This is a genomic window from Neisseria lactamica (genome assembly GCF_901482445.1).
Classification (GTDB): domain Bacteria; phylum Pseudomonadota; class Gammaproteobacteria; order Burkholderiales; family Neisseriaceae; genus Neisseria; species Neisseria lactamica.
In genome coordinates this window covers 840,072-866,149 of sequence record NZ_LR590477.1, presented here as the reverse complement: position 1 = coordinate 866,149, position 26,078 = coordinate 840,072, and the positions used below count along the sequence as shown (strand labels likewise).

The 26,078-nt window shown below is 54.5% G+C and carries 11 protein-coding genes and 4 pseudogenes; 6 read left to right on the top strand and 9 right to left on the bottom strand.

Features of this window, described 5'->3' with window-relative positions:
* The 4 genes and pseudogenes from FGL10_RS04465 to FGL10_RS12355 form a co-directional block, all read right to left on the bottom strand.
* Positions 1-495, bottom strand: coding sequence for a contact-dependent growth inhibition system immunity protein (locus tag FGL10_RS04465; protein WP_003711443.1), 495 nt, complete (start codon positions 493-495; stop codon positions 1-3).
* Positions 495-9,722, bottom strand: a complete 9,228-nt coding sequence (locus tag FGL10_RS04460) for a hemagglutinin repeat-containing protein (RefSeq protein ID WP_138251424.1) — start codon at positions 9,720-9,722, stop codon at positions 495-497. The genes FGL10_RS04465 and FGL10_RS04460 overlap by 1 nt, the downstream gene beginning before the upstream one ends.
* Positions 9,723-9,790: 68 nt before the next feature.
* Positions 9,791-11,536 (bottom strand): annotated as a pseudogene (locus tag FGL10_RS12920) (ShlB/FhaC/HecB family hemolysin secretion/activation protein).
* Between the two features lie 373 nt (positions 11,537-11,909).
* Positions 11,910-13,148 (bottom strand): annotated as a pseudogene (locus tag FGL10_RS12355) (IS5 family transposase).
* Positions 13,149-13,203: 55 nt separating this feature from the next.
* On the opposite strand from FGL10_RS12355, the gene FGL10_RS04440 reads away from it, so the two are divergent.
* Together FGL10_RS04440 and FGL10_RS04430 are read left to right on the top strand one after the other, a co-directional pair.
* On the top strand, positions 13,204-13,446 hold the full coding sequence (locus tag FGL10_RS04440) for a hypothetical protein (RefSeq protein ID WP_036469680.1): 243 nt from the start codon (positions 13,204-13,206) through the stop codon (positions 13,444-13,446).
* Between the two features lie 905 nt (positions 13,447-14,351).
* Positions 14,352-15,275: a DMT family transporter gene (locus tag FGL10_RS04430; RefSeq protein WP_003708953.1), complete on the top strand. Its 924-nt coding sequence runs from the start codon at positions 14,352-14,354 to the stop codon at positions 15,273-15,275.
* Between the two features lie 64 nt (positions 15,276-15,339).
* On the opposite strand, the gene fumC is transcribed toward FGL10_RS04430, so the two are convergent.
* From fumC to tkt, 3 genes and pseudogenes are all read right to left on the bottom strand, one after another.
* Complete coding sequence (gene fumC, locus FGL10_RS04425; RefSeq protein WP_036469683.1) at positions 15,340-16,728, bottom strand: class II fumarate hydratase; 1,389 nt, start codon at positions 16,726-16,728, stop codon at positions 15,340-15,342.
* A gap of 139 nt (positions 16,729-16,867) precedes the next feature.
* Positions 16,868-18,870 (bottom strand): annotated as a pseudogene (locus FGL10_RS04420) (LTA synthase family protein).
* A 282-nt stretch (positions 18,871-19,152) separates the two neighbouring features.
* Complete coding sequence (gene tkt, locus FGL10_RS04415; protein WP_003708965.1) at positions 19,153-21,132, bottom strand: transketolase; 1,980 nt, start codon at positions 21,130-21,132, stop codon at positions 19,153-19,155.
* Between the two features lie 528 nt (positions 21,133-21,660).
* On the opposite strand from tkt, the gene ccoG reads away from it, so the two are divergent.
* The 3 genes from ccoG (at position 21,661) to FGL10_RS04390 (ending at position 24,328) form a co-directional block, all read left to right on the top strand.
* The gene (gene ccoG / locus FGL10_RS04400; RefSeq protein ID WP_003708970.1) at positions 21,661-23,157 is read left to right on the top strand and encodes a cytochrome c oxidase accessory protein CcoG; all 1,497 of its coding nucleotides are present in this window, start codon (positions 21,661-21,663) and stop codon (positions 23,155-23,157) included.
* Between the two features lie 2 nt (positions 23,158-23,159).
* Positions 23,160-23,708: a FixH family protein gene (locus FGL10_RS04395; RefSeq protein ID WP_036469685.1), complete on the top strand. Its 549-nt coding sequence runs from the start codon at positions 23,160-23,162 to the stop codon at positions 23,706-23,708.
* Between the two features lie 461 nt (positions 23,709-24,169).
* Positions 24,170-24,328 carry a hypothetical protein gene (locus tag FGL10_RS04390; protein WP_003708978.1) on the top strand — a complete coding sequence of 53 codons (159 nt, stop codon included), beginning with the start codon at positions 24,170-24,172 and terminating at the stop codon, positions 24,326-24,328.
* 136 nt (positions 24,329-24,464) lie between these two features.
* Here FGL10_RS04390 and FGL10_RS12485 read toward each other — a convergent pair whose 3' ends face one another.
* On the bottom strand, positions 24,465-24,602 hold the full coding sequence (locus FGL10_RS12485; RefSeq protein WP_003708980.1) for a hypothetical protein: 138 nt from the start codon (positions 24,600-24,602) through the stop codon (positions 24,465-24,467).
* Between the two features lie 18 nt (positions 24,603-24,620).
* Positions 24,621-25,796: an NAD(P)H-dependent flavin oxidoreductase gene (locus FGL10_RS04380; RefSeq protein WP_003708982.1), complete on the bottom strand. Its 1,176-nt coding sequence runs from the start codon at positions 25,794-25,796 to the stop codon at positions 24,621-24,623.
* A 129-nt stretch (positions 25,797-25,925) separates the two neighbouring features.
* Here FGL10_RS04380 and FGL10_RS13025 point away from each other — a divergent pair.
* Positions 25,926-26,072 (top strand): annotated as a pseudogene (locus FGL10_RS13025) (IS5/IS1182 family transposase); the annotation flags it as partial.
* Between the last annotated feature and the right edge of the window lie 6 nt (positions 26,073-26,078).

The following is a 26,078-nucleotide window of genomic DNA, read 5'->3' as shown; positions in this document are numbered from 1 at the left end:
TTACTTACAATAACTTAGAGCTTGTTTTGCTCCTTGTCCAATTTCCGAGTAGTTTCTGTCAACGGGTATGATTATATCTTTTCCATCAATGCCTTCCCACGCATCCGATCTGATATGTTTATTGGGGGAAATTATGATTTCTTTGCTATCCATTTTAATGCTGCACATCATCATCCTTCTAAAAAGAGCTGATTTGGTTTTATACCCCAGTGTTTCTCGTATATGATCAACCCATTGGTTGTAGCGTTGGACTCTTTGTACCGGATCGAAAAAATTTTTACATTCTTCACTTCCATATTTAAAAGTTCGACTATTTTTTAATGCCTGAGAAATAGCTTGCCCAAGCAGATTGTCATCGACATTTGGAGGCAAAATATGAGGTGGGAATAAGGTGTCCAACATTAACAACCTAAATCCGGATTGTGTTTGCACAATGAACGCTTTTTCATTTGCATATAAACTTGCAAAATATTGATTTTCTAACTTGTCTTCCATTATTTAATCTCCGTTACTTTAACATTAACATTATGGGTCTTTCCGTATTCTATCGCTTTGTTGATTTGCTGCCATTGCTCTTTAGTGGTTTGGGCTGGAATAGCTAAATGTATCTCTCTCCGCCTAATTGTATTAGCATTTAACTCAACACCAGAAAGAGAGTAAGTTTTAAAATTGGCAGCTTTGTCAATATAGTTTTTTAAAGTATTATAAATTTGTCTTGGTTTGAGTGTCCTTGATGCTGTTTGTGTATCCAAAGTCTTAGCACTAATAGCCAAACCACTATGGTGGTCATAATAATCAAAAGTTTTAAAATTTTTTGGTAGTCGAGCATCCGAGGGAAGGCTTTTACCAACATAATTCTCCCATGGCATACCTTGCTTTCCAATACCATTATTCCATTGGATACCTACTTTTGAATTAGAAACGGTTCTACTTGGTTTGGCAAATAAGATATTTAAATCCGTAACTTTCTGATGTGCAGTTGAAAATTGATTAGCCATACGCCCAGCATTAACATCCAAGCTGGTCGGTGGTCGGTTATATCCGGCCGGAATCGGTTCGCGGATTGCCAACGGAGATTTCTTAACCGAAGCCCCACCAAGACTGACACTACCCAACATTGTTCCGGCACCTAAAAAGAAATTGGCTTTCCCGTGCTCAAGGTTTCCCTGTGTGATTTGATAAGTTCCGTAACTGGCTTGTGCTCCACCAATAGCCATCATCAGATAACGTCCTCGAGTGGTAAATTCCAAACCTAAAGCAATGCCTTGTGCGGTGGAGGCTGCTGCTCTGCCTTCAAAACTATCGGCATAAGCTTTATCCCTTTCAAGGATATTCCAAGCTTTCTCGTATTTCCCTATCGGACGACCTTCCGATAAAAAGAAATGCTTAACAGCAGCCAAACCGGTTTTATATTTCCCTTGGGTATCCCGGATTTCTTTCCAAGATTTGTTCCAAAGCTCTCTAACTTTTTCATCTCTTTTGGCCAACCAAAACGGATAATAAGGCTCCCCGTTTCTTAAAATTTCTTTACCTTGATAGAGGTCATTTCTAATTTTCCTAAGCGCATTTCTGGCCTTTCTATCAGAAATTCCCTTATTGTCATAGATGCTGTCAATATAGGATGTCAGAATATCTGCTTCCTGAGCTGTTAATTCTTTTTTTCCGTCTTTCCGATGAAGATCCGAATAATATTTTCTATATAACTCATTGCTTTGCTGATCTTGGGCGGACAACCATTCAAATTCGGCCTTCTCCGCATTACTTGCTGTTCGGTTGAGAATTTTCTCTGCCAAAAGATCGTATCTTTGTTTGTCTTTGCTACTAAGCAGATTATTCTTTACCGCATTCTGCCCGACCGTCCCGGCAATCTGCGCATCAAACAACGCTCCGTTGCTGCTGTTCGTGCCGTTCAGGCTGCCTCCGGCGGCACCCACCACCGAAGCAAGCGCGCCGGTCTGCGCTTTGATCTCTTCTTTAATGTGCTCGGGCAGAAGGTTGGGATTGAATTTTCCGCTTATCGGGTCGATGGCAGTGCGGCCGTCGTCGTATTGTTTGGCCAGATACTCGGCTGCGCGTTCGGCAGCAACGGCAGCGCTGCCGCCGGCAAGCGGGTCGGCGCCGTTGGCGTAGGCCAAGGCCGCGCCGAGCATAAAGTGGCCGATTGCTTGCGCGGCTTCGTTTTTGTTTTCACCGTGGCCGAAGCGCTTGCCGATGGCGGCTGCGGCATACGGCGCCAACGTATTGGCCGCCAGCTGTAAATTACCCTGGCCGCCCAGGGCACCGGTAATCAGGGTTTCGGCGGCGGTAAGGGCGCGGCTTTTGCTGCCGCCTATGCCCCAGCTTCGGGCTTCTTGGTAGGCTTGGGCGTAGGCGGGGGAATGGGCCAGCATCTCCTGCTGCCGTTGTGCGTCGCTTAGGCTGAGATAGTGTTCGTAGCTGCCGTCGTTTTGTTCTTTCAGACGGCCTTCGTGGGCGGCTTGTTGTTTTTCCAGCTCTTCGGCTGCCGCTTTGGCACGGTTGCCCCTATAGGTGCCGACGGCACTGTGGATGACGGCAGTCGATTGGGCGACGGTTTGCTGTTTGTCGAGTAGGTTTTGCAGATCGGGAACGCTGTCGGCACCGTGATGGGCAGTGGCCGAATCGGTATGGATGCCGAGGGCGCGGGCACTGGTTTTTTTGCCGCCGATGGTGATGTTGCCTTCGCTGAGTACCGAGCGGGTATAGCCTTGGCTGTTGCCGCTTTCATGTTGCGGCAGGGTGGGGCTGTAGTTGAAGCCTTTATTCATGTTCTGGCCGGCGGTTTGGGACGCACGGCCGAAGGCGCTTTGATTGAAGCCGTCGCTTCCTTTCAGGCTGCCGCCGTAGCCGGCACCGATACCCATGCTTTGGGCACTGTAGCTGCTTTCGTTGCGGATGTCTTCAAAGCTGAAACTGCGGGCGGTCAGTTCGTTGTGATCTTTATCTGCGGCAGAAGCGATGGCACCACCTTTGAGCCGGACGCTGTCGGCTGTGATGTGGTAGCCGCCTTCGCCGGCAAAGAGACCGCTTTGGCTGCCGACGCTGCGGCTGTGGCCGCTGGCTTTGCTTTGGTTGTAGTTGCCGGATACGCTCCATGCGGTACCGAGCGCGACTTGGGCGCGAATGCCGCCGCCGCTTTGTTTGCTCTCCTGTTCGACAGTGTCCTGCGGGCTTTCGATATAAAGGGTGCCGCCGACATCGGCGTCGATGCGTCGGGCATGGGCTTGGGCACCATTCAACACGGTATTGCCCTTGCTGCTGAGCTGCAGTTTGTCCGATTGCAGCAGGGTGTTTTGATGGCTTTGGCTGTCGGTGCGGTTTTTGCCTTTGCCGTAGGCCGCTTCGGCATAGATATAGACGCCGGTTTGGGCACCAACGGAAACCCCGACGCCGACTTGTACGCCGGCATTGCGGTTTTTGCCGTCCTGATGTTGGCTGTCTTGGGCCGACTGCAGCAGGATATCGCGCGCGGAATCGAGGCGGATGGTGTCGCCCGCAGTAATGTTGCTGCCTTGGACGGTAATGTCGCCCTCGCGGCTGCGGATATTGATGTCGCCGCCGGCTTTCAGGCTGCTTTGCCGGCTTTGGCGGTAGTTTTGGTTTTGTTCCTTGCCGGCGGTTTTAAAGCCGAAGCCGGCTTCGACGGACAAGAGGACGGTGCCTTGCTGTCCGTTGTTGCTTTTAAGGGCGTCGGCCACTTTGCCGACGCCATCGGCCAGTTGGTAGGCTTGGGCACCGGCGGCCAGACCCTGCAGGGCGCGGGTGCGGTCGTCGGCTTTGCTTTTGGCAGCACCTTCGGCAGCGTTGACCAGATCGATCAGCGGTGAGGAGATTTTGGCGAAGGTGCCGATTTTAAGGTCGCGCTCGGACTGGCGGCTGCGGCCGTGATTGTCGGCGGTGCGGATATCGACGCTTTGGGCGCTGATGTCGATATCGCGTGCGGCGGCAACATCGCTGCCGGTTTGGCGGTAGGCGCCGCCGGCGTCGATGCGGACGCTGCCTTTCAGGCTGCCGATTTGGCTTTTGGCCTGCAGGGTTTCTTCACCTTCGCTCTCGCGGCGATTTTTCATCCAGCCGCTAAAGTGTTCGGTGTCGGAGATGACGGCGCTGCCGATGCCGGAAGAAACTTGGCGCTCGCTTTGGCTTTGGCGGTGTTCGGCGGCGCGGATGTCGATGTCGCCGCCGGCTTTGAGCAGCAGGTCGTCTTGGGAGACCAGACTGCTGCCGCTGACGGCGATATTGCCTTTTTCGGCAAGCAGACGGGTTTTACCGCCCACGGACAGGGTGCTGCCGCTGATGCTGCCGATCTCGCCCGCAGCCTGCCCCTGATCGTTAAAGGTGCCGAAGGGGGTAATATGGTCGCGGTTGTCGATGGAGAAACCGCTACGCTTGCTGCTGCCGGTTTGCCGGCGGCTGTCGGCTGCGGCCAGCAGTCGGATGTCGTCGCGGGCATACAGCAGGGCATCGCCTTCGGCGGAGATTTGTGCGCCTTTGGCTTCGATGTTGCCTTCGGTGGCACGGATGCTGAGATGGCGGCCGGCTGTCAGCGAGCTGCCGACGGCTTCGGCGCTGCTGCCATCCTGCACCTGCGTGCTGCGGCTGCGGCCGCCGCTGATGACAACGGGCGTGCCCGCCGCCTGGCTGGCTTTGGCTGAGGCGCTGCTGCGCTGCATCCAGTTACCGACGATACTGTCGCTGTACCCGCCGCCCTGCATGGCTTTGTCCCAGGCATTTTTGCCGGCGGTATAGGGGTCGTAAGTGATGCCGACCGAGAAGCCGCTCTGTTTGTGCTGCGCTTCGCTGTGCCGCTCGTTCCGTTTGTAGGCCTCGCCGAGGGAAACTTCGCGCCCCTGCAGATGCAGATCGCCGCCGGCATACAGTTGTGCGGCTTCGGTAGTCAGTTTGCCGCCCGCTGCTACGGTGGTGTTGCCTTTCAGGCTGCCTATCTGCGAGGAGATTACGGCAGACGATACGCTGTTTTGCTGCAGGTTTTCTTGGGTTTTGCCGTAACCGGCCATCGCCACACCGTTTTTCAGGCTGCCGGTTAGGCCGGACTTTTTGCGCTCGTGGTTTTCCCAATCTTGGTAGCGGTTGTCTGCGGCGTCGATGCGCACTTCGCCGCGGGCAGCAATCAGGGTCTGATCGTCGCTGATGACTTGGCTGCCGCGGATGCGGGTGTCGCCACCGGAAGCCGTTCTGACTTCTCGGCCGGTAATCACGCTGCCGGCTGCTTCGTCGTGTTGGCGCCGGTATTGGTCCAGCCGGCTTTTGCTGCCGACCAAACCGCGCTCTTTGCTGTAGGTCGATTCGTCCAGATCCAGGGTGCGGCGGCCTTCGCTGATGTCGATATTGCCGCGGGCGGCCAGGGTGGTGCGGCCGTTTTGGCTGTCGATTTGGCCTTGGCGGATGTTCAGGTCTTTGCCGGCGGATACGGTGATGTTGCCAAGCGCTTCGATGCGGCTGCCTGCTTCGGTGCTTTGGTGGACGTGGCGGTGGTTTTTGTCGTTTGCCGCGCCGTAGCTTTCGTGGTTTTCGGTGCGGACGGTGCCGAGTGTGACGCTGCCTTCGCGGGCAATCATTTGGCTGTGGCCGTCGCGGGCGCGGTTGGCCAGGCGGGCGCCGTTCAGTTTGATGTCGTGCCCTGCTTCGAGGCTGAGCAGGCCTTGGCCGTCTTCTGTGCCGCTGACATACAGTCCGGCCACACGGTCAACGGTGGTGCGGCCGTTGTGCAAATCGCCGCTTTGGGCGGTGCTGCTTTGGAGGGTGATGTTGTCGGCTTTGAGGCTGAGCAGCCGTTCGGCTTCGATGCTGCCGCCTTGCAGGGTGATTTGGTTTTGTGCTTCCAGCAGGTTTTGCCGCCCTTGGATGCGGCCGCTGTTACTGATGTCGCCGGCAGCCAGATCGACGATGCGCCGGCCGGCCAGGGTGCCGCGGTTGTCGATGCGGCCGGCTTTCAGCTGCAGGGCATCGGCGCTGATGAGTCCGCCGGTGCTGTTGAGATCGCCGGGGCGGGCGAGTACGTAGACTTTGGGTACGAGTACGCTTTGGCTGCTGCCGTCGGCCAGGGTAACGGTCTGGCTTTCAAGCCAGACGATGTCGCTGGTCAGCCGGGCAACCTGCTCGGGGGACAGGGCGATGCCGGGGGTCAGCTGCTGGGCGCGGGCGAAGCTGATGCCGGCGTCCATCAGGGCTTGGAATTGGGCTTCGTCGTTCGGGTAGCCGTCCAGACGGCGGTAGCCGGTCAGACGGGCAATCTGTTCGTTGATCAGGCGTTGCTCGTAATAGCCGTCGCCCAGCCGTTTGTGGGTGCGGTTGGGATCGGTTTGCAGGGCTTTGAGCATGTAGTCGCTGCCCAGCCAGGTGCGGTAGTCGGCATAGGCAGGATCGGTTTCCACCAGATAGCCGGGGCGGTCGGGACGGACGGTGTACAGGCTGCTTTCGGGCAGACTGAGGCTGCCGTCGGGACTTTTAATGCGCGGCGGGGCAACGGCCGCGGTGGCGGCATCGGCCGCGACGGCATGGCCGGCAGGAGGGTTCAGGCTGCCTGCCTGATCCTGATAGCTGATGTGGTTGGCAAATTTGCGGCGCTCAAGCAGGGTTTCGTTGTGTATGGGGGCACTGTAACCGGTGCGGCGTCCCCACCTTTGTCTAGATTTGCTTTTGCGGGCATAGCTGTTTTCGAAGATGCCGGACTCGATTTCGTAAACGCCGGCCAGATCGCTTAGATTTTTTAATACGCTGTCTTTTTCGCTGCCCTGCCAGACACCGCCGATCAGGATTTGGCCGTTTTGGTTGGCCAGCTCTTGGGTGTCGGCAGTAAAGTTGCCACCGATGGCAATTTGCCCGGGTTGGGAGTGGGCGATTTGGTCTTCGTGGCGTTGTATGGTGACGCGTTTTTCGTTCCAGCTGGATTGGCGAACCGGAGCACGGCCGTCGTTAAAGGTAAACTCGCCTTTGGCATGATTGGCAGTCTGCCGCCATGAGCCGTCTTTGCCAACCTGCCACCATTCGGGATTGCCGGGTTGGCTGTAGCTGTGCCGGTGTTCGGCTTGGCCGACGGCAACTTTGTGATTGACTTCCCAGCGGCTGTTGCTGTTATGGATTTTGGCAACCGACCATACGCCGTCCCCGGCCGCTTCGATGCGGCCGCCGCGGTTTTCCAGGCGCTCGGCCCGGCCTTCGGCCTGATGGCGCTCGTTCAAACGGCCGCCGATATGCAGTGTGCCTTCGCTGCTGATCAGGCTGGAGACGCTGCCGGTTTGTACTTGGCCGTTTTCAATCCGGCCAAAGCCGCTGCCGGTGTTGCTTATGCTGCGCATGCCGATGTCCAGTCGTTCGCGGGCGGCAATCACGGGGGCTTGGTTTTTGCCGTCTGCGCTTGCTTCTTCGCGGTTGTTCAGGCCGCCGCCGCCCAGGGCGAGACGGCTGCCGTAGATGCGGCCGCTGCCGATGTTGTTCAGGGCAGTCGCGGCATCAATGCGGGTCAGGCCGTTGCTGTTGATCAGGCCGCGGTTGTCCACGGTGTCGGCGCCAATACGGGTATTGCTGCCGGAAACCAGTTTGCCTTCGGCGCGGTTGTCGATGTGCCGGGCACGGATGTCGAGGGCTGCGCCGCCGGCCAAACGGTGGCGGTTGCGGATGCTGCCGCCGCTTTCGATGCTGAGTTTGCGGCCGGCTTCGATGTTGCCGCTGCTGTCAAAGTCGGCGCTGAGTTTGAGGGCGGCGTCGCGGCCGGCGGCCAGGGTGCCGCTGCCGTTCAGTACCCGGGCATCCAGTCCGATGTCCTGGCCGGCCAAGATGCTGCCGTCTTGGTTGGTGATGTTGTCGGCGGCCAGTTTCAGGCTGCCGGCAGTGGTGATTTCGCCTTGCTGGTTGTTCAGGCCGTCTGAAAGGCGGATGTCGCTTTGGCTGTTGCTGCGGATGATGCCTTGGCGGTTGTCGAGTCGGGTGCCATCCAGTTTCAGGCTGCCTGCGGCCAGGGCGCCGCCGCGGTTGTCGCTGTGGCTGCTGTGAATGTCGGCGCTGTGGGCGAGAATGTCGCCTTGGCGGTTGTCGAAACGGCTGCCGTCTGCTTTCAGGCTGCCGAGGGTGAGGTGGCCGCTGTTAGCCAGTTCGCTGCTGACGCTTAGCGCGGTGCGCCCGCCCGCTTCGATGGTGCCGCTGTTGTCCAAACGGCCGGAGACGCTGATGCGGCCGTCGGCAGGAGGGGGAACTTGGGTGTGGCTGCCGTTGCTGTTATTGCCGTTGCCGTTATTGGCGGAGGACCGCTTGTTGCCGGAGTTACCGTTTGCACCGCTGTTACCGTTGTTACCGCCGTTGTTGCCGCTACTGTTTCCACTGCTGCCGTTGTTGTTTTCCGGCAGGCCGATGCGGCCGCTGTTGGCCAGGCGGGCGGTATCGACGGCCAGATCCTGACTGCCGCTTTGGCTGATGCGGCCGCTGTTGTCCAATACGGGGGCGGCGATGTCGAGACGGCCGCCGTCGATTTGGCCGCTGTTGCCGATATGGGCGCTGCGGATGCGGGTTTCTGAGGTGCTGAGAATGCGGCCGCTGTTGTTCAGGCTGCTTGTGCTGTCGATGCTGCTTTGGCCGTGGGCGTAAAGGGTGCCGCTGTTGTCGGTTTGGCCGGCGTTAAGACGCAGGGCGCCGCCGTCTTGGGCGGCAACCGTGCCGCTGTTGGCCAGTGTTCCGTCGGCGCGGAGGGTCACGCCGCCGGCACCGGCGTAAATCTTGCCGGCATTGCGGATGCCGCTGCCGTTGTCGGCGGCAATCAGGGTGATTTTGCCGGCATACATGCCGCCAAGGGCGCCGGTGTCGATGGCAAAGACGGGGGCGGATGAAGATGGGGCGCGGGGTGCGGCGGCGTCTTTCAGGTTGCCTGCGGCATCGGTTTGGCCGCCGGCGGCAATCACTTGGACGTCCTGCCCCCAAATGCCGCCGTCAATCTTGGCGGCACGGCTGAGAATGCGGGTGTAGTCGGCATCGCGCCCGTCAAGACCCTGAGCGCCGATTTCGATGCGGCCGCTGCCGATGTCCAAACCGTCGAAACGGCCGTCTGCCAGGATGGGACGGCCGGTAGTGAGGGTGGCGCCTGCGCTGTTGATAAAGCCGCCGCCGTCGACGCGGATGCCGGCGGGGTTGGCCATTACCACTTCGGCGCGGCGGCCGGCGATTTCGATATAGCCGTTCAGCCGGCTCGGGTCGCTGCTGTTGATTTGGTTGACGATTACACGGGCTTCGCCGCGGGCGAGAAAGGGGTTGCCCTGTATCCAGCCGGCCTGGCGGGTGGATACGCTTTTATGGCTGTTGTTGAGAATGGTGCCGCGCGTGTCGACATCGAAACGGCGGTATTGGTTGACGGATACGCCGTGGGCGGTGGGGGTTTGGATATTGACCTGCGGCAGTCCGTTGCCGGTTTGCAGGATGACGGGCTGCTGGGATTTGGGGGCGGATTTGTCGGCTTGGATGTCGGCAGCGGCGGCGGGCACAATCAGGGCCGAACCGAAACCGAGCAGCAGGTTGAAAGTCAGCGTGCCCAAATGCAAACGGCAGCCTGAACGGGTTTTTAGGCTGCCGTCACCGCCACCGGTTTCTCCGCCTGAGCGCTCGCCGGGACTTTTGCCCTGCCCGATGGCAGTCTCGGCTACGGCCATCAGGATGCCGCAGGTGCGGTTGAAGACGGTTTTATGGCGGTGTTTGTTCATGTTCTTGCGTCCGTGTGGAAATGGGAAACAGGCAGCCCAAATGCAGGTGGTGCACGTGTTTTCTCCGGTTAAAACGAATAGTTTAGGTTGAAGCCGAAAACGGCGGTACGTTTGCTAAAGCCTTGCGGTTTTTTAATCGGTTTGCCGACAAACAGGTCGTAATTCAGGCTGCCGCCTGCTTTAAACTGGCCGCGCAGGCCGGCGGCGGCGCCGATTAGGGTTTGGCCGAGCAGGTATTGCGCCGAGTCGCCGGAAACATGGTCGCCGTCTAGCGCCAGATAAAACTGGTGGGCAGCCTGAAAATACCAGCCGGCTTCGTTGCGCCAGTACCAGCCGCGCTCGGCCGACAGTGAGCTTTCGCCGTCGAAGACGCGCACGGTGTAGCGACCGCCGATGGCGATTTTGTCCAAAGGCGTCAGCGGGGTTTTATTCCACTGGGCATGCAGGGCGGTGTCATATACGAAGTGCTGCCGGCCGATTTGGAAGGGGTGGTTATAGCTGATGTCGGCAGTGATCACCTTCATTCTCGAAGTGCCTTCATCAAACACCTCTTCAGGGGCGGCAATGGCATCGGCCATGCCGGTGCCGCGCTTGTAGCCAAGGCCGATATCCAAAGTGCTGCGGCCGATGTATTCCTTGTGTTTTAGGCTCAACTGCCAACCGGCGGTTTTACGGCGCTGTACTTCGACTTCGGCATCATCGATAAAACTTTGGTTTTCTTTCTGCCACAGTTTGAAGCCGATATGGCTCTTGCGCCGCTCATCACGGTACAGCAGGCGGGTAAATCCGATGTCGCTGCCACGGCTTTTGCCGTTGTAGTCGTACACTTCATTGATACCCGCCACGGCTTGGTGGTAGCGGTAGTAGTTGCGGTTCCAGCTCCACAGCCAGTTGCCCGCAGGAACGGAATAGTGAAAGGCGTAGCTTTGGGTGCCGCCGGCGGTTTTTTTGCCCTCGGAGTCGGTATGGGCGTCGGTATGGCCCAGATGGCGGCCGTAGGACAGATAAAACAGATCGCTTAAGCCGAAAGGGTTGTCGGCAGAGAAAGTCAGGCTGCCTTGGTATTTGCCGGTGGTTTTGCTGCCGGAGTCGTCCACACCGAGCGACAGGCGGTAGGGCAGCAGCCGCTGCCGCTAGGCAACAATGATGTCGCTTTCATCGGGTGCATCGGCGGGAACGATTTGAATATCGGCTTCCGCGGTGGGTACGCGCTTGAGATTTTCCAGCCCCTGCTCGATACGGCGCAGATTCAGAATATCGCCGCCTTTCAACGGAATTTCGTTTTGAAAGGCGGCAATGCGCGCGGCACGGGTTTGGTCGTTGTGCGAAGTATCAGTGCGAACCGAGCGCACTTTGCCGGGCAAAACGGTTAATTCCAAAGTTCCGCTGTTTAAATCCTGCGGTGCGGCCAAAATACGGGTAGTGGTATAGCCGCGGCCGATAACGGCGTTTTGTGCCGCAACCATAATGCGGTTGATGCCTTGCACACCCAAACATTGTCCGGATTGGAAGCCGGTTTCTTTCAAGGCTTTTTTAAGTGCAAACTGAAAACGGCCGGCAGCATCGCCGGTCAGGGTAACGGTATGAATGGGGAAACAGGGGGATTCGGCCGATTCGGCCGCAGACGGAGTAAGCGTACTTTGCCGCGTATCGTCCAAACGCACATCGACTTCGTGCTGCAGCTGCTGCTCCTGCTGCCGGCGTCGCATTTCCTGACGTCTGGATTCGCTTTCTTCAATGGTATCGGCAAGTGCAGCCTGAAAAGAAAAGGCTGCCAAAATAGCTAAACTCAGATGGGTGTGTATGGCGGACATAATGCTAAACCCAGTATATTTTCACTTGAAAATAAATTCACTAAATTTTACAAAATCATTGATAAAATGTCAATTTCTTAACTTTATCTATAGATATCTGGCGCTGTTTACAGTATCTGAAGATTTCAAGAATGATACTGTGAAGCCTTATGGCAGCCTGAAAGGGTTGCAGTGTTTGAGATGTTGCCGGCGTATTTTTCTTAAGCTGTTGTGTAAAACACTGTTAGAGACCTTTGCAAAAAAGCCCTTCCCTCGACAGCCGGAACCTAAACAAAGATTTTCGGCTGTTTCTCTCCCCCAATACCTCCTGATTTTACCCAAATACCCCCTTAATCCTCCCCGGACACCCGATAATCAGGCATCCAACCGCCTTTTAGGCAGCAACAGGCACACTTAGCCTGTTGGCGGCTTTCAACAGGTTCAAACACATCGCCTTCAGATGGCTTTGCGCACTCACTTTAATCAGCCCGAAATAGGCTGCCCGGGCATAGCGGAATTTACGGTGCAGCGTACCGAAGCTTTGCTCGACCACATAACGGGTTTTCGATAAATACCGGTTACGCTTCGTTTGATTTTCCGTCAGCGGACGGTTGCGGCAGGCTTTGCGCATAATGCCGTCCGGTAACCGATGCTCTTCCAGATGTTGCCGGTTTTCCGCACTGTCGTAGCCTTTATCGGCATAGACGGTCGTACCTTCGGCAATGCCTTCCAGCAAAGGCGACAGGTGGTTGCACTCATGGGTATTGGCTGGGGTGATGTGCAGTTTCTCGATATAGCCTTCCTCATCGGTACGGGTATGTTGTTTGTAACCGAGTCTGTATAAACCGTTTTTCTTTGTCCAACGGGCATCTTTGTCCTTACTCGGTGTGGTTTGGCCGCTGACTTGTCCTTCCTCATCGACTTCTATGGCCTGACGCTGTTTGCCGCCGGTGGTCTGAATAATGGTGGCATCAATGACGGCGGCGGATGCCTTCTCTACTTTTAGGCCTTTTTTCGGTCAGTTGGCGGTTAATCAGTTCCGGCAATTCGGACAGGGTGTCGTCTTGCGCCGCCGGTTGCGGTAGCGGCATAAGGTGCTGTAATCGGGGATGCCCAGTTCGTCAAAACGGCAAAACGGGTTGAAATCGATGCGGGTGATGAGGCTGTGTTCGAGTTCGGGATCGGAGAGGCTGTGCCATTGTCCGGGTAGGACGGCTTTGAACATGGGTAGCAGTGGATAGGCGGGGAGGCCGCGGTGGTCTCTAAGGTAACGGGTTCTTTGACGGTTCAGGTATTGCTCGATCGGTTGCCAATCAATCACCTGATCCAATTTCCACGTTGGCAATTCTGCTACATCAAAACGACTGGCGTGTTGCGGATAGGTGTGTAAAACACGAATTGCATCTTTTGTGCCTACACCCACAATTGGAATTTGCAACTCATTGCACAATATTTTAATCGCGTTCATCACTTGGCGTTGTAAACGCGGTGTTCCTACAAGCAACGAATGAAACTCATCAATAATCAGCATTTCTACTTTGTATTCATGGAATAAATGAATCGTTTGATAACGTAATTTAGCGATACTATCCGTTGCCCGATAAGGAATATAAAAACGTTCCAGTAAGGAGATATAAAGCTCTTATTTGTAACTTTGACAGCAAGGTGGCGGCACCGGTTGGCAAACCGTGCCGAAAAATCCCGAAAAAGTGAAAGCCGTGGTTTACTACGAACCCGGCACCGAGTTTGTTTTTCCTGAAGACGACTTGCCGAGTGTCGCCGCTTCCGCTAACGACGCTGCCAACATTTCACTCTCGCAGTCTATCAGTGCCGAACGCTTCGCCCTGCTGCCCAAAATGCCTATCGTCATCTACTTACGGCGACTACATTTCGGCAGACAACCCACATTGGGCATCACAGCGTCGGATTAAGCGCATCCATATGGTGCAAGCCTTCACCGACTGTGCCAACCGCCACGGCGGCTAAGCCAGCGTTGTGTGCTTGCCTGAAATCGGCATACGCGGCAACAGCCATTTCGCCTTTGCCGAAGCAAATAACGTGGAAGTCGCTGATGTGTTGGAAAACTTGTTGGCAGAAAAAGGATTGAAATAAGAGCAAATAAAGGGCTGGCTCTTGAAAGCAATTCATACAAATCCTGCACTAATTGTGTAAAATATAGGGCTATTATTATTCAATTGCGGGTACTATTTTTACGTATTTCAAATAATTATGTTGCTTTTAATTTATAATACATTGGAACTATTGTAATTTTATTTTTACAGTTTCTATTATATAGAAACAACCGTTCTGAATTTTACGGCCGGACATCCTCGCGGAGGGAAATCATAAAAGGACGGAGAAACCTTAAACCTTACGGTGCAGGGTTTCTCTTTTTTGCATCCGGGCCGGCTTGTTGCCGCCCCTTGCGTTGGGCGGAGCGTTGCAATTACGCCGTTCTGGCGTTTTGAGGCAGTGATGCCTGCCGCACGTCCCCGCTGTTTTCAGACGGCATAGTGGATTAACAAAAATCAGGACAAGGTGACGAAGCCGCAGACAGTACGGATAGTACGGAACCGATTCACTTGGTGCTTCAGCACCTTAGAGAATCGTTCTCTTTGAGCTAAGGCGAGGCAACGCCGTACCGGTTTTTGTTAATCCACTATATTTTAAAATTCAGGCGGTGTTTTCAAATAGCGTGAAGCAATAGTCGGGTTTCAGTCGGTGTGTTTGAAACCAAAGGTTGGGAATCAAACGCCAAACGTTTGAACCATTATTGCCCGATGCGGCAAACCGGCATCGTCCGGCAATACGGTTGTTTAAAAATAGGAAAATCAGGATGGAAAACCAAAGGCCGCTCTTGGGCTTCTCGCTGGCACTTTTGGCGGCGATGACGTGGGGGACGCTGCCGATTGCCGTGCGGCAGGTATTGAAGTTTGTCGATGCGCCGACGCTGGTGTGGGTGCGTTTTACCGTGGCGGCGGCGGTATTGTTTGTTTTGCTGGCATTGGGCGGGCGGCTGCCGAAGCGGCGGGATTTTTCTTGGCATTCATTCAGGCTGCTGCTGCTCGGCGTGGCGGGCATTTCGGCAAACTTTGTGCTGATTGCCCAAGGGCTGCATTATATTTCGCCGACCACGACGCAGGTTTTGTGGCAGATTTCGCCGTTTACGATGATTGTTGTCGGCGTGTTGGTGTTTAAAGACCGGATGACTGCCGCGCAGAAAATCGGCTTGGTTTTGCTGCTTGCCGGTTTGCTTATGTTTTTTAACGATAAATTCGGCGAGTTGTCGGGTTTGGGCGCGTATGCGCAAGGCGTGTTGCTGTGTGCGGCAGGCAGTATGGCCTGGGTGTGTTATGCCGTGGCGCAAAAGCTGCTGTCGGCGCAATTCGGGCCGCAACAGATTCTGCTGTTGATTTATGCGGCAAGTGCCGCCGTGTTCCTGCCGTTTGCCGAACCGGCACACATCGGAAGTTTGGACGGTACGTTGGCGTGGGTTTGTTTTGTGTATTGCTGCTTGAATACGTTAATCGGTTACGGCTCGTTCGGCGAGGCGTTGAAACATTTGGAGGCTTCCAAAGTCAGTGTGGTAACAACCTTGCTCCCTGTGTTTACCGTAATATTTTCTTTGCTCGGGCATTATGTGATGCCTGATACTTTTGCCGCGCCGGATATGAACGGTTTGGGTTATGCAGGCGCACTGGTCGTGGTCGGGGGCGCGGTTACGGCGGCGGTGGGGGACAGGCTGTTCAAACGCCGCTAGTTTGCAGGCAACGGAAAATGCCGTCTGAACGAGGTTTCAGACGGCATTTTATTTGAGGGAAGGATTAGCGCGGATGAACCATATCGGCAGGGACGACCAGTTCGTCAAATTCTTCGCCCGTCAGCAAGCCCAACTCAACGGCGGTTTCGCGCAGCGATTTGTCGTTTTTGTAGGCGGTTTTGGCGACTTTGGCGGCGTTTTCGTAGCCGATTTTACGGTTTAACGCGGTAACGAGCATCAGGGAATGGTGCAGGAAATAGTCGATTTTTTCCGGTACGGGTTCGATACCGGCGGCGCAGTGTTCGTTGAAGCTGTTGCACGCGTCGCCCAACAGGCGGACGGATTGCAAGAGATTGTAAGCGATGACGGGCATATAGACGTTCAGCTCGAAATTGCCCGACGCGCCCGCCATACCGATGGTAACGTCGTTGCCGAACACTTGGCAGCACACCATCGTCATTGCTTCGCATTGGGTCGGGTTGACTTTGCCCGGCATAATGGACGAACCCGGCTCGTTTTCGGGGATTTTGATTTCGCCCAAACCGCAACGCGGGCCGCTTGCCAGCCAGCGGATGTCGTTGGCGATTTTGTTCAGGCTTGCCGCCAGCGTTTTCAATGCGCCTGAAGCGGCAACGGCGGCATCGCGTCCGCCCAAGGCTTCAAATTTGTTCGGCGCGCTGACAAACGGCAGGCCGGACAGTTCGGCGAGTTTGGCGGCGGCTTTTTCGGCGTATTCGGGATGGCTGTTCAAACCCGTGCCGACCGCCGTGCCGCCCAAAGCGAGTTCGTACAGACCTTTGAGCGCGTCGTTCAGACGGCCTAAGCCGTGATCAAGCTGGGAAACGTAGCCGGAAAATTCTTGTCCCAAAGTCAGCGGCGTCGCGTCTTGCAAGTGGGTGCGTCCGATTTTGACGATGGGGGCGAAGTCTTTGGCTTTTTTGTCCAAGGTGTTGCGCAAGGCTTTTACCGCCGGAATGAGGTGGCGGTTGATTTCAATCGCGGCGGCGACGTGGATGGCGGTCGGGAACGCGTCGTTGGTCGATTGCGCGTGGTTTACATGATCGTTGGGATGGACGGGCCGGTACGCCGCCAAACCCGTACCGGCGATTTCGTTGGCGCGGTTTGCCAGCACTTCGTTCATGTTCATATTGGACTGCGTGCCGGAGCCGGTCTGCCAAACCACTAAAGGAAACTGTCCGTCGAGCCTGCCGTTTAACACGTCATCCGCCGCCTGCGTAATCAAATCCGCCTGTTCGGGCTTAATCCTGCCGAGGGAAACATTGGTCGCGGCGGCGGCTTTTTTCACCAACGCCAAAGCATAAATCAGCGGCTGCGGCAGGGTTTCGCCGCCGATTTTGAAATTGTTGCGGCTGCGCTGGGTCTGCGCGCCCCAATAGGCTTCGGACGGGACTTCGACATTGCCCATCGTGTCGTGTTCGGTGCGGGTGTTCATACGTTTCTCCTTTTGAAATGTGAATAAGAGTGATTCGCAAATATTATAATGGAGATTGGCGGAATGAGGAAGCATCAAGGCGGAGGGCAAAAAAATGCCGTCTGAAAAGCGTTCAGACGGCATTTGGCGATAAACGGATTTATTGGGTGCTGACAATCCGGTTAATCTGCCATTCAAGAAACGGCGTATATGCCGAGGCGCGGCGGATAATGGCTTGGTCTTCGCCGTCCGGCGTGCTTGGGCGGCTTTCGGCGGTTTGGATGTTTTTGTTGTCCCATTTGTGGAATGCTTTGCTGTGTTGGTGATAGAAGCCGCGTTCGGTGATGATGACTTCGGGGTTGTAGCCGTAGCCGCACCAAGGGGAATCGGGTCGCGGGGCGGTGAGGTTGCAGCCGGTTCGGTAGTAACGCGCTTCGGACAGGCTTAAGTTGTAGAGGGTCGGCAGGATGTCTTTGTGCGAACCTGCGCGTTCGGGATGGTATTCGGCGCTGCCGCGGTAGGCTTGCGGAACGTACAGATAGAAGGGGACGCTGTGACCGAGTGCGGCATCGGCGGATTCGGGATAGCCGATGGCGCGCATATTGTGATCGCCGGTGGCGGCAATAATGGTGTCGGGCGCGATGGTTTTTACTTTGCCGATAAAGCGTCCGAGTTGGTCGTTGCTGTATCGGAAGGTGTTGAAAATTTCATTCAACTCTTTGCCTGAGGCGAGATTCGCAAGGCGTTTTTGCTCTTGTTCTTCCAAACGGAAGTTTTTGAGCTGGTGCGGTGCGGGCAGGTGGTAGGGCGGATGGTTGGTCACGGACATCATCATGATGAATACGGGCGTGCCGCTTTTTTCGGCGCGAGCGAGTTCTTCTTCCGCATAACGGAACATATATTCGTCGGGTACGCCCCATGTGCCGGATTTTGCTTCGGGATAGCGGGTTTTGAGGGTGTTTTCATCGATGATTTCATTGACGCCCAAATGCCGCAGGAAGGTGTCGAAATCGCGCCAGCCGCCGTTGCCCGCCGTAATATAGACGACGCGGTAGCCGGCATCGAGATAGGGTTTGAACATATTGCCGGGGAAGGTTTTGTTTTTGGCGAGGGATTGGCTGAGGTTGAGGCGCGGGCTGCGGACGAAGAAGCGGTGCAGTGTGTCGCTGGTGCCGTCGCCCTCGGAAACGAATTTGCGGTACACCCAGTCTTGCTGCCAGTGTTTGCCCAGTTCGCCCAAGAGGTCCCGTTCGGGATTGTCCATGTTCAAGAGGTGTGCGCTCATGCTTTCCATGACGGTAAAAACAACGTTGGGACGGTGTTTTTCGACGGCGGCGTTTGCGGAGGTTTGGGCAAAGAGCTGCGTCAAGTCGGCGTTTGTTTTTTTATCGAGCAGGGTGCTGATGAGCCGGCTGCCGTCTTCATCGGAGACGGGATGGAAGTTGTTGCTGTTGCGGTATTCGTTGACTGCCCAGCTTAGGGAAGTCAGGGCATTGGGAACGAGTTTGTTGATTTGGGGTGCGGCGGAAATCTGCATGGCGGTCTGACGCAGGGGGAATTTGCCGAACGAGCCGCGTATGCCTGCGGAAAGTGCGAGGACGGGTAAGAGGACGGCGGCAATCCAAGCGGTTTTCCCCCACGAGGCCGTCTGAAAGCGGGGGGGGGACTGAATATTTTGCCGAAAACGAAAGTTGCGGCAATCAATGCGGCCAGACAGGGGATGACGGGATAGTCCGACCAGACGGTTTTCAGGACGGCGCGGGTGTCTTCGTCCGCCAGCCCGAAGACGAATACGTCAAATTGACGGTCGTACACGCTGAAATAGAACCAGTTGCCCAGCGCGGCGGCAAAGGCGGTTAGGGAGAGGACGGTTGCGACGGTAGGCAGGAGGCGGAGGGCAAATGCGGCGGTTTTCTGCGTAGCCAGTCCGAACAGCCCGATCAGGAAGGGGAAGGCGGCGGCAATGGAGGCGATTTTGATGTCGAACAACAGCCCTTTGACAAACAAAGCCGCCAAGTCGCCCGCATAACGGCTGCGGATGTCGTCTGAAACGAAATGGTGCAGCATGAAGAAACGTTCGGCGGAGAAAACGGCGACGATGGATGCCCATAAAATCAGGCAGGTGAGGAGGGTTTTCCGATAGGCGGCAAGGCGGGTCATCATAATTGGCGGGTAAGATGGGTTGGATGTAAATTTATATCAAATTGGGTAAGGTGTGATTTTACGGTTTGGCGGTGCGGCTTTCAAGATATGGCAAAAGATTATCGGGAGTAAAAGGGGATTCAGGTGATGCTTTATCCGGCATTTCTGAGCTACTTTATTTATGTAGGAAGGGTTGCGTCGCCGTATGGGTATTTGGATTTTCGTTAAACCAGTTTGGGCGGTTTTAAAGGAAAAATGCCGTCTGAAAAGCGTTCAGACGGCATTTGATGCGGCGGCTGCGGTTTACAGCACGGATTTCACCGTATCAACCACATTGTCCACGGTAAAGCCGAATTCTTTGAACAGCAGATCGGCAGGGGCGGATTCGCCGAAGCGGTTGATGCCGACGACTGCGCCGTTCAAACCGACGTATTTGTACCAGCCGTCCGCGTGTCCGGCTTCTACGGCGATGCGCGGCAGGCTTTCGGGCAGGACGGCGGCTTGATAGGCGGTGTCTTGGCGGTCGAATACGTTGGTGGACGGCATGGAAACGACGCGTACGGCGATGTTTTGCGCGGCGAGTGCTTTTTGCGCTTCCAAAGCCAGCTCGACTTCGGAACCGGTGGCAATGATGACGGCTTGGGCGTTGCCCCGGGCTTCGCTGATGACGTAGCCGCCGCGTTTGATGTCGTTCAGTTGTTGCTCGCTGCGCACTTGGAATTTCAGGTTTTGACGGCTGAAAATCAGGCAGGACGGATGATCGGCGGCTTTGACGGCTTCTGCCCAAGCCACCAAGGATTCGGCGGTGTCGCACGGCCGCCATACGTCCATATTCGGAATCAGGCGCAGGGTGGCGGTCTGCTCAATCGGTTGATGGGTCGGGCCGTCTTCGCCCAAACCGATGGAATCGTGGGTAAACACAAATACAGGGTTGATTTTCATCAACGCAGCCATACGCAGGGCGTTGCGCTCGTATTCGCTGAACATCAGGAAAGTCGCGCCGAAGGGTTTTACGCCGCCGTGCAATGCCAAACCGTTCATAATCGCACCCATACCGAACTCGCGCACGCCGTAGTGGATGTAGTTGCCGCCTTTGTCGCGGGTAACGGAGATGCTGTTTGACCAGTCGGTAAGGTTGGACGGGGTCAGGTCGGCAGAGCCGCCCATCAGTTCGGGCAGCTCTTTTGCCAAGATTTCGATGCTGTTTTGGCTGGCTTTTCGGGTGGCGACGGTTTCGGCTTTGGCGCACACTTCTTTCAATGCCGTCTGAACGTACTCGTCAAAGTTTTCCGGCAGTTTTTTATCCATACGGCGCACGAATTCTGCGGCTTCGGCGGGATATTTGGCTTGATATTGCGTGAACAGTTCGTTCCATTCCGCTTCCAGTTTCGCACCTTTTTCTTTGGCATTCCACGCATCGTAAATTTCTTGCGGAATTTCAAACGCAGGATATGCCCAACCCAGATGTTTGCGCGTGGCTTCGATTTCGTCCGCGCCCAAAGGCGCGCCGTGGGTTTTGTGGCTGCCTTCTTTGTTGGCGCTGCCTTTGCCGATTAAGGTTTTGCAGCAGATGATGGACGGTTTGCCGGTTTCGGCGCGGGCGGCTTCGATGGCCGTCTGAATGGCGGCGGTGTCGTGGCCGTTTACGTTGGGAACGACGTGCCAGCCGTAGCTTTCAAAGCGTTGCGGGATGTTTTCGGTAAACCAGCCGTCCACTTTGCCGTCGATGGAAATATTGTTGTCATCATATAAAACAATCAGTTTGCCCAAGCCCAAAGTGCCGGCGAGCGAGCAGGCTTCGTGCGATACGCCTTCCATCAGGCAGCCGTCGCCCATAAAGACGTAGGTGTAGTGATCGACGATGTTCAAACCGTCTTTATTAAACTCGGCGGCAAGGATTTTTTCCGCCAATGCCATACCCACTGCGTTGGCAATGCCTTGTCCCAACGGGCCGGTCGTGGTTTCCACGCCGTCGGTGTAGCCGTATTCGGGATGGCCGGGGGTTTTGCTGTGCAGTTGGCGGAAGTTTTTCAAGTCTTCAATGCTTAGGTTGTAGCCGGTCAGGTGCAGCAGGCTGTACAACAGCATAGACGCGTGGCCGTTGGAGAGGATGAAGCGGTCGCGGTTGTAGAATTTGGGGTTGGCGGGGTTGTGATTGAGGAATTTCGTCCACAATGTTTCCGCCATTTCCGCCATACCCATAGGCGCGCCGGGGTGGCCGGAATTGGCTTTTTGAACGGCATCGGCCGAGAGGAAGCGGATTGCGTTTGCCAGTTGAGACATTTTGTATTTTCCTTGCTGGTGTTTCGGATAAGTGGATAATCGGAAGGCGTTGATTATCGCCCGATTCGCTTATGCTTTCAAGAAAAGGGCGGACGCGTGGGAAGGCGGCGGCAGGGGACAGGCGGGGAAGGGTTTTCGGTTTGCGGGCGAAGCCTGCCATTATTCCTTTTGAAATAAAATGTTATAGATTGTGTGCCGGATTGCTGATAGCGTTTGTTTATGAGCTTGCGCCGGCGGTTCTGCCGATATGGGAGTGTCGGTTTTTTTATTCTTTGTTTTTTAAGCGTATTTGGATTTTGTTCGGGCGATACGGTAAAATCCGGACGTTTTGATGCGGATGGGAAATGTATTCGCCCAATACATCCTGACGGCGCATAAAGTTGTACAATAGCGGAAATATATTTTGGGAAAAACGGATTTTCTCAAAACTTGAAACACAACGCCTTAAAAAACAAGAAAAATGCCGTCTGAAAAGCAAACGGCGGCGGTAACGGGCAAACCATCAATCAAAAATCTAAGGAATGCAGAATGACCACGGAAAACCAAGCCGGCAATCCGGCATCCGGAATCGGCACGTCCGAACAAACAAAAGCCGCGCCGAAAGTGAAAAAAACGTTTGATCCGCGAGCAAGCGTGATTCAAATCCATCCCGAAGGCGAACGCATCCATCCCAAAAAGGCGGAAGGGCGGTTCGCCAAACTGCGTATTGCCGCCGTATTGGCGACGCAGTTTGTGTTTTATGTGATTCCGTGGTTCAACTGGAGCGGCAGGCAAGCCGTCGTTTTCAATATCCCCGAACGGCATTTCTTTATTTTCGGGCTGTCGTTGGGGATGGGCGATTTGATTTACCTTGCCCTGCTGCTGATGATTTGCGCCTTCGGGCTGTTTTGGTGGACGACGATTGCAGGGCGACTGTGGTGCGGCTATTCCTGCCCGCAAACGGTTTACACCGAAATTATGCTGTGGATTGACAACCTGGTCGAAGGCGATAGAAACAAACGGCTGAAGCTGGAAAAATCGCCGTGGAATTTCACTAAAATCCGCATCAAAGCCACCAAATACCTGCTGATTTTCCTTGTCTGCGCGTGGACAGGCATCACGTTTGCCGGCTGGTTTGTCCCTATCCGCCAGTTCGTTCCCGATTTATTCACCGGAGCAGCAGGTGGCGGCGCGATATTTGCCGCAGCGTTTTACGGCTTTATGACCTTCTTCTTCGCCCATATTATGCGCGAAAAAGTATGCCTGCATATGTGTCCGTATGCACGTTTCCAAAGCGCGATGTTCGACAAGGATACGCTGATTGTTTCTTATGACGCGGAACGCGGCGAACCGCGCGGAGCCCGCAAGAAAACGGTCAACAAGGAAGAGGCGGGTTTGGGCGACTGCATCAACTGTGCGATGTGCGTCCAAGTCTGCCCTGTCGGCATCGACATCCGCAACGGACTGCAATACCAATGTATCGGTTGCGCCGCCTGTATCGACGCGTGCGATGAGATTATGGACAAAATGGGCTATCCGCGCGGATTAATCCGTTATACGACCGAAAGCGCGCTGGAACACGAATATTCTGAAAAAGACATTAAAAAACGGCTGCTCAGACCGCGCGTGGCAGGTTACGGCGCGGTGTTGGCAGTGGTTATCGCCGCCTTCTTGGTCGGTTTGTCCACGCGCAAAATGGTCGAAGTCGATATTTTGAAAGACCGTGGCGTAATGGTGCGCGAAAACGCCAAAGGCTGGCTGGAAAACGCATACAGCCTGCGTATCATCAACAACAGCGAAAAAGAACAGTTGGTTAGCGCAAGTGTCAAAGGCTTTGACGAAATCGCTCTGACCGGGCTGCCCGAAGGCGGTATCAAGGTTGCCCCGCGCGAAACGGTAACCCTTCCCGTCCAAGTGTCCACCATTCCGGAATACGCGGACAAAGGCAGCCACCCTATCGAATTTACCTTCCAATACCGCGAAAGCGGCGCGCCCGACGGCAAGCCGGTCGTCTTGGAAGAAGATGCAACCTTTATCGGAGAATAACCGTGTCTCAAAACACTCCAATCAAGCCTTGGTACAAACACGTCTGGCCGTGGGTCTTGATGGCGGGACCGATTTTTGTCGTCATCGCCAGCGTCGCTATGTTTTTTGTCGCGCAACAGCACGCGACAGATTTGGTTACGGACGATTATTATAAAGACGGCAAGCATATCGACATCCAGCTTCATCGGGATGAAGAAGCCGTCAGACGGCATATCGGGGTGCAGGTCCTCATTTCCCCCGATATGAATGCGGCAAAAGTGTTTGTCGGCGGCGAGTTTGACGGCAAACAGCCTTTGAACCTGCTGCTGATGCACCCGACCCGCAAGGCGGACGATCAAACCGTCGCCCTCAAGCCCGTCGGCAGCGCGCAGAACGGCAGGGCGGAATATGAGGCGGTGTTCAAAACCCTTCCGCCGACCAACCACTGGTATGTGCGCGTGGAGGACGCGGCAGGCGTGTGGCGCGTCGAGAACAAATGGATTACCAGCCAGGGCAATGCGGTCGATCTGACCCCGATGGACAAACTTTTCAATAATGCTGGGGGCAAATAAAAAGCCGTGTTTTCATTGCATTGGTTTGTTATATGCAATGTCGGACAGGCATTGTTTGATTATTCGGCGTGATGGTCTGATTTGCCGGACGAAAATAAATGTATCTCATCCCGTTTATTTTTTAACACCATTCCGAAACGCAGCCTGAAAAATGCCGTTTGAAGGGCTTCAGACGGCATTTATGTTGTATGCCCGACACAATGTGGAAGGCGTTTTGTTCACATAAAAACGTTTTTATTTCTCTCCGTTTTTTTGACACTATTTTGGAAAAAAACGATTAGGCAAATTGCTATCTAAATGGTTTGAAAGTATTTACAAAAATTTTGCCACTCGCGCGTGTACAAATACTGCTGCCGCTCGTTGGCGCTCACCTGTTACAATCGCCCTAATGGGCTTGTAAAATTTATCCCTACGCAAATTCTGCGTAGGGATTTTTTGAATTATTTTATTGAAGATACAAAATGGAACTATGGAAAGCTATTTGGCACACTGTCTTTGATTTTTTTAGTGAACTTTTTGATGAAAAACCGTGGCAAGAGAAAGATACAAAAAGTAAATTAAAAATACTAGGTGCATTATTGCTAGGTGCTATATTAACTTTTATATTTTATATTTTATAAAGTTGAAATTCTAAACATCGTGCATAGCCGTAAAAATTATCCCGACTAATCGCCCTTCCCCCCCAGCATCCGCCGCAGTTCTGCCAGTTTTTGGCGCGCTGCGGCGTTTTCTGTGCGTTTTAGGGCTTCGGGTAGGCTAGCCGCCCCCTAATACTTTGGCGATATTGCTCGGATAGGGCTTTCTCGCGCCCGCAATGCGGGTTTCTGCTTCCGCTCCGGAACACAACCTGAAAAATGCCGTCTGAAAGCCCTTCAGACGGCATTTTGTTTGCAAATCAAATCCTACCTGACATCAGCGTCCGAGCGTTGCAACAGGTTCGCTCCCCGTCAGCAGATATTGTATTGTCTCGCGGACGGTGCGGATGGCATTGCCGAAGGGAAGAGGGTCTTTACCTCTGAAGAACAGGCCTTTATCTACTTCTCCACGGAATGCGGCGGCAAGCTGGATATCAATACAGAATTGCCCTGCTTTGGCAAGCCCGTCGCGCAGGCCGCAACTGGTCAGGCAGTTTAAACCTTGGGTACAGCGGCGCGGGTCAGCTTTGGCGTTTGCCTGAAGTTTGCTTTCACGCTTGATGTAGCTGTCTAGGAATTTGGTGCGGACACCGCGCGCCGGCAAACCGGCAACAGACATAAATTCGACTACTTTTTCAGTTTCCGCACCGGCGAGCGTTTTTTTGAAGTTAAGGTGCGCGTCCCCTTCTTCGGTAACGGCAAAAGCCGTACCGATTTGAACGGCGGAGGCTCCCCAGTTCTTTAGGGCGGTTTTGACTTTTTCAAAATTTGCCATACCGCCTGCCAAAATAAGCGGGATTTTTTCGCTTTCCAGCCCCAAATTTTTAAACACTTCAAACGTTTCCTCAATCACGCGTTTGAAGTCGAATTTGGCATCGTTTACGCCTTCAACGGTTGATGCACCCAAATGTCCGGCCGCGTGGGCAGGATGTTCGACTACAATCGCATCGGGCAATATGCCTTTTTTCATCCAACGTTTCAAAACAATATTGATGCCGCGCGATTCGGACAGAATCGGCAGCAGCGCGACATCCTTATGATAGCCCTCGGTCATTTCCGGCAGGTCTAAAGGCAGGCCTGCGCCCATCACGACTGCATCCGCCCCTGATTCGCAAGCCTGGCGGACATACGCGGCGTGGTCTTTGACCGCCTTCATCACGTTGACCGCAATCAGTCCTTTTCCCTCTGAAGCACTCTTGGCTTTTTGGATTTCCCTATCTAATGCGGTACAGTTCAAAGACGTATATTTCTCTTCACTCGGATTGATTTGGGATTCGGCGAGCAGGTCTTCGTGAAGGTGGCGCAAATCCACACTGGCAATCGTTCCGATACCGTTTTCACGCGCCACCGCGCTAGATAAACCCGATGCGGAAACACCGACCCCCATACCGCCTTGCACGATGGGAATAAGGGATTTTCCACGAATAATCAAAGGGTCAAAAATATTCTGCATCAGTTTCTCCGAGTATACGAATCAGTCAGGCTCATGAAAAATGGTTCTAACTGTTTTAGAACCATTGCTCAAATTTGGTATTATACTCTAAATATCGTAGCGGTAAACAAGAAAGCAGCCGGGGCTTCGGGCATATGTCGTTATGCTTGTTTCAATCGGGAAAGAAAATATTATAGTGGATTAAATTTAAATCAGGACAAGGCGACGAAGCCGCAGACAGTACAAATAGTACGGCAAGGCGAGGCAACGCCGTACTGGTTTAAAGTTAATCCACTATAAATT

Excerpts from the sequence above, each read along its gene's own strand:
- ccoG (WP_003708970.1), top strand. The coding sequence starts at position 21,661 with ATGACCACGGAAAACCAAGCCGGCAATCCGGCATCCGGAATCGGCACG.
- FGL10_RS04460 (WP_138251424.1), bottom strand. The coding sequence starts at position 9,722 with ATGAACAAACACCGCCATAAAACCGTCTTCAACCGCACCTGCGGCATC.
- FGL10_RS04430 (WP_003708953.1), top strand. The coding sequence starts at position 14,352 with ATGGAAAACCAAAGGCCGCTCTTGGGCTTCTCGCTGGCACTTTTGGCG.
- FGL10_RS04465 (WP_003711443.1), bottom strand. The coding sequence starts at position 495 with ATGGAAGACAAGTTAGAAAATCAATATTTTGCAAGTTTATATGCAAAT.
- fumC (WP_036469683.1), bottom strand. The coding sequence starts at position 16,728 with ATGAACACCCGCACCGAACACGACACGATGGGCAATGTCGAAGTCCCG.
- FGL10_RS04380 (WP_003708982.1), bottom strand. The coding sequence starts at position 25,796 with ATGCAGAATATTTTTGACCCTTTGATTATTCGTGGAAAATCCCTTATT.
- tkt (WP_003708965.1), bottom strand. The coding sequence starts at position 21,132 with ATGTCTCAACTGGCAAACGCAATCCGCTTCCTCTCGGCCGATGCCGTT.
- FGL10_RS04390 (WP_003708978.1), top strand. The coding sequence starts at position 24,170 with ATGGAACTATGGAAAGCTATTTGGCACACTGTCTTTGATTTTTTTAGT.